This window comes from Actinosynnema sp. NPDC023658, assembly GCF_040639995.1.
Taxonomy (GTDB): domain Bacteria; phylum Actinomycetota; class Actinomycetes; order Mycobacteriales; family Pseudonocardiaceae; genus Actinosynnema.
On sequence record NZ_JBFAAX010000175.1, the window covers coordinates 7,610 to 11,007 of the forward strand.

General features: G+C 71.3%; 6 protein-coding genes. 3 read left to right on the top strand and 3 right to left on the bottom strand.

What is annotated here, in order from left to right; genetic code table 11:
• Positions 1–20 precede the first annotated feature (20 nt).
• Positions 21–221, bottom strand: a complete 201-nt coding sequence (locus AB0G02_RS19290) for an antitoxin (protein ID WP_360796023.1) — start codon at positions 219–221, stop codon at positions 21–23.
• A gap of 115 nt (positions 222–336) precedes the next feature.
• A complete protein-coding gene (locus tag AB0G02_RS19295; RefSeq protein WP_360796026.1) occupies positions 337–576 on the bottom strand; it encodes a hypothetical protein in 240 nt (79 codons plus the stop codon).
• A 396-nt stretch (positions 577–972) separates the two neighbouring features.
• Here AB0G02_RS19295 and AB0G02_RS19300 point away from each other — a divergent pair, with 396 nt between their 5' ends.
• Both AB0G02_RS19300 and AB0G02_RS19305 read left to right on the top strand, forming a co-directional pair.
• Positions 973–1,770 carry a peptidoglycan-binding domain-containing protein gene (locus tag AB0G02_RS19300; RefSeq protein WP_360796037.1) on the top strand — a complete coding sequence of 266 codons (798 nt, stop codon included), beginning with the start codon at positions 973–975 and terminating at the stop codon, positions 1,768–1,770.
• Between the two features lie 57 nt (positions 1,771–1,827).
• Positions 1,828–2,799, top strand: coding sequence for a pirin family protein (locus AB0G02_RS19305; RefSeq protein ID WP_360796029.1), 972 nt, complete (start codon positions 1,828–1,830; stop codon positions 2,797–2,799).
• Positions 2,800–2,803: 4 nt separating this feature from the next.
• On the opposite strand, the gene AB0G02_RS19310 is transcribed toward AB0G02_RS19305, so the two are convergent.
• Positions 2,804–3,136 (bottom strand): YnfA family protein, encoded by a 333-nt coding sequence (locus tag AB0G02_RS19310; RefSeq protein ID WP_360796031.1) that lies wholly within the window; start codon positions 3,134–3,136, stop codon positions 2,804–2,806.
• A gap of 123 nt (positions 3,137–3,259) precedes the next feature.
• Between AB0G02_RS19310 and AB0G02_RS19315 the strand changes: the two genes are divergently transcribed.
• On the top strand, positions 3,260–3,398 hold a 139-nt coding region (locus tag AB0G02_RS19315; RefSeq protein WP_360796040.1), incomplete at its 3' end, for a PspC domain-containing protein.

The window sequence follows — 3,398 nt, forward strand, 5'->3', positions numbered from 1 at the left end:
GGCCCTTCGCCGCTTCGGGACTACTGCTGCTCGCGGAACCGGTCGAGGCCTTCTTTGGCCTTTTCCGTACCCGTCTGGATGTGCTCGGAGTGCTGACCGCCGGTCCGCTCGTCGACGAACTGCCCGGCCTTGTCGATGCCCTGGTCCGCCTTGTCGCCGTGCTGGCCGAGGGCGTCCTTGGCCTTGTCCTTCAGCTCGTCGAACTTGTCGCCAATGCCCATCTGCGCTCGAACCTCCTCCGGGTGTCCCTGGTGGACACTCCATCGGATCGGTTACCCGCGGCACGGCGGGGTTGATGCGTGCTGAGCCGCAACTCACCCGGAAGAGTCAGGCTTGCTACAGGGTCGCCCGTTGGTACGACGTGTCGAGCGCGTGCGACGACGGGTCGTCCACCGACGGGTTGGGCAGGCCGAGCATCAACAGCAGCTCGTGGCAGTCCGCGGCGTCGACCGAGTTGTCCGCGACGGTGCGGGCGGCTAGGTGGCGCTGGACGATCTCGGCCCGGTCGGCTGCGGCACGTGCGTCGGCGAAACCCACCGCGGCACCCTGCGTTCGACCGGTTCTGGTCTGCGTCATGACGACTCCGCCTCCCCTGCCGGCAGGGCCGCACCACACCGACGGCGGACAACGTCCGGCCGATCGGAGGCGTGGTGGTTCGGTCCGGCGTGCCTGCGGGCTGTGGGGCTAGATGATGTGAACGGATGATCCGGCGACAAGCCGGTGCTCCCGTCCCCGGCCCCAAGAGCGGCCGGACCTGGTCGGGGTCCGCGCCGGCGAAGTGCCGACGGCTCGTGTCCCGACTGGTCGACTGTACTCCACGAAGCGCCCCACCGGGTCGTCAATATCCAACCAACTATCAACGTATGAAGTCAAGTATTGTCAAGCGGCGGTCGTTCGCGCTTGACTGGCCCGGTCGTCGGGTGTCGACCGGAGGTGGACGTGGTCAACGTCAGAGTCGCCGCAGTGGTTGGTGTGTTGATCGGGTTGGTGGGCCTCGCGGCACCCGCGAGCGCCGCTCCCCAGGCCGCGGCGCTGCCCACGGTGGACATGGAGGCCGTGCTCAAGGCCGCGCAGATCGACCCGCGCCGGGCCGACTCGGCCATCACGCCGGGCAGCGGCGACAGCGTGCGGCTGGTCGAGCAGGCGCTGGTCGCGAAGGGGCTGCTGGCCTCGTCGTACGCCGACGGGCACTTCGGCACCAAGACCATCGACGCCTACGCGGCCTACCAGCGCTCGCTCGGCTACACCGGGATCGACGCCTCCGGCCTGCCCGGACCGACGTCGCTGCGGCAGCTGGGCGAGACGACCTACACCGTCACCCGCGTGGTGTCGGCGGGCAGCCGGCTCACCTACCACGGCGCCACGATGAACACCCGCACGAAGGCCATGCTGGTCGAGGCGGAACGGCTGCTGGGCCGGTCGTTGGGCATCACCCAGGGCTCCTACAACCCGGGTGGCGTGGCGGGTTCGGCGGGCACCCACGACGGCGGCGGCGCGCTGGACATCTCGGTGTCGGGCATGACGGCGACCACCCGCACCACCGTGACCCGGGCGTTGCGCCAGGTCGGCTTCGCGGCCTGGATCCGCACGCCCGCGCAGGGCTTCGAGTACCACATCCACGCGATCGCGCTGAGCGACCCGGACCAGTCCTCCGGCGCCCAGCACCAGTCGGGCGACTACTACCTGGGCTTCAACGGCCTCGCGGACCGCGCGGCGGACGACGGCCCGGTCGTCACGCCGAAGGAGACGTGGGAGGAGTACCTGCGTTGACGTCGGGGCTTTTCGCGGTCTCTACGATGGCCTGACAGCCTTCCGATCGGGGTCGCGATGAGCAACGTGGAGACGCACCCGCCCGAACTGGTCTGCGGCAGCACGGCCGGTGCGGCGGCGGTCGAGGTGCTCGAACCCCGGGACGTCCCGCTGGGCGGGCCGCGGGCGATGACCGTGCGGCGCACGTTGCCGCAGCGGTCGCGCTCGCTGATCGGCGCGTGGTGCTTCGCGGACCACTACGGCCCCGACGACGTGTCGGTCAGCGGTGGCATGGACGTCGCCCCGCACCCGCACACCGGCCTGCAGACGGCGAGCTGGTTGTTCAGCGGCGAGATCGAGCACCGCGACACCCTCGGCGTGCACGCCCTGGTGCGGCCGGGCGAGCTGAACCTGATGACGGCCGGGCACGGGATCGCCCACTCCGAGGTGTCGACCCCGGACACGACCGTGCTGCACGGCGTGCAGCTGTGGATCGCGCTGCCCGACGCGGACCGTGACGCCCCGCGCGACTTCCAGCACTACGCGCCCGACGCGGTGGCGTTGGAGGGTGCGACGGCGCGGGTGTTCCTCGGATCCCTGGCCGGTGAGACGTCCCCGGTGCGCACGTTCACGCCGTTGCTGGGTGCGGAGCTGGTGCTGGAACCGGGCGCGCGCCTCGTGCTGGAGGTGGACGCGGCGTTCGAGCACGGCGTGCTGGTCGACGTGGGCGCGGTGGAGTTGGACGGCACGCCGCTCGGGCGTGGCGCGCTGGGTTGTTCGGGTCCGGGCACGACGGAGCTGCGCCTGGCGAACGCCGGCGAGGCCCCGGCGCGGGTGGTGCTGCTCGGCGGCGAGCCGTTCGGCGAGGACCTGGTGATGTGGTGGAACTTCGTCGGCCGCAGCCACGAGGAGATCGCCCTGTTCCGCGACCAGTGGCAGGCGGGGTCCGACCGGTTCGGGCAGGTGGAGGGCTATCCGGGCGGGCGGCTGCCCGCGCCGCCGCTGCCGATGGGCCGCCTCCGGCCGCGCGGCAACCCGCCCCGGCCCTGACGGGTCACGGGCGCGGGGCGTACATGATCACGGCCACGCCGACGAGGCAGATCGCCGCGCCGGCGTAGTCCCACCGGTCGGGTCGGAACTTGTCCACGACCACGCCCCAAGCGAGCGACCCGGCCACGAACACCCCGCCGTACGCGGCCAGGATGCGGCCGAAGTGCGCGTCGGGCTGGAGGGTCGCCGCGAACCCGTAGAGACCCAGCGCCGCCACGCCCGCGCCGATCCACAGCAGGCCGCGGTGCTCGCGCACGCCCTGCCAGATCAGCCACGCGCCACCGATCTCGGCGATCGCGGCCAGCACGAACAACACCAGCGAGCGGACCACGGTCATGCCCGCGACCCTAATGGCCTTGACAACACCCGGCCTCGTTATGAACAGTTGTTCATGAACGAGTGTTCATAACGAGAGGGGCAGCGTCGTGGCGCACATCGTCAACACCGACCAGGCCGAGGCGTGGAACAGCTACGAGGGCGGGCACTGGGCCGCCAACCAGGACCGCTTCGACGCGCCGGTCGGGTGGTCGCGGGCGTGGCCGGCGGTGTCGCCGACCACCTCGGCATCGAGGTGTTCTGGGTGCGGGCGGTGTTCGCCG

Excerpts from the sequence above, each read along its gene's own strand:
- AB0G02_RS19290 (WP_360796023.1), bottom strand. The coding sequence starts at position 221 with ATGGGCATTGGCGACAAGTTCGACGAGCTGAAGGACAAGGCCAAGGAC.
- AB0G02_RS19295 (WP_360796026.1), bottom strand. The coding sequence starts at position 576 with ATGACGCAGACCAGAACCGGTCGAACGCAGGGTGCCGCGGTGGGTTTC.
- AB0G02_RS19305 (WP_360796029.1), top strand. The coding sequence starts at position 1,828 with ATGAGCAACGTGGAGACGCACCCGCCCGAACTGGTCTGCGGCAGCACG.
- AB0G02_RS19310 (WP_360796031.1), bottom strand. The coding sequence starts at position 3,136 with ATGACCGTGGTCCGCTCGCTGGTGTTGTTCGTGCTGGCCGCGATCGCC.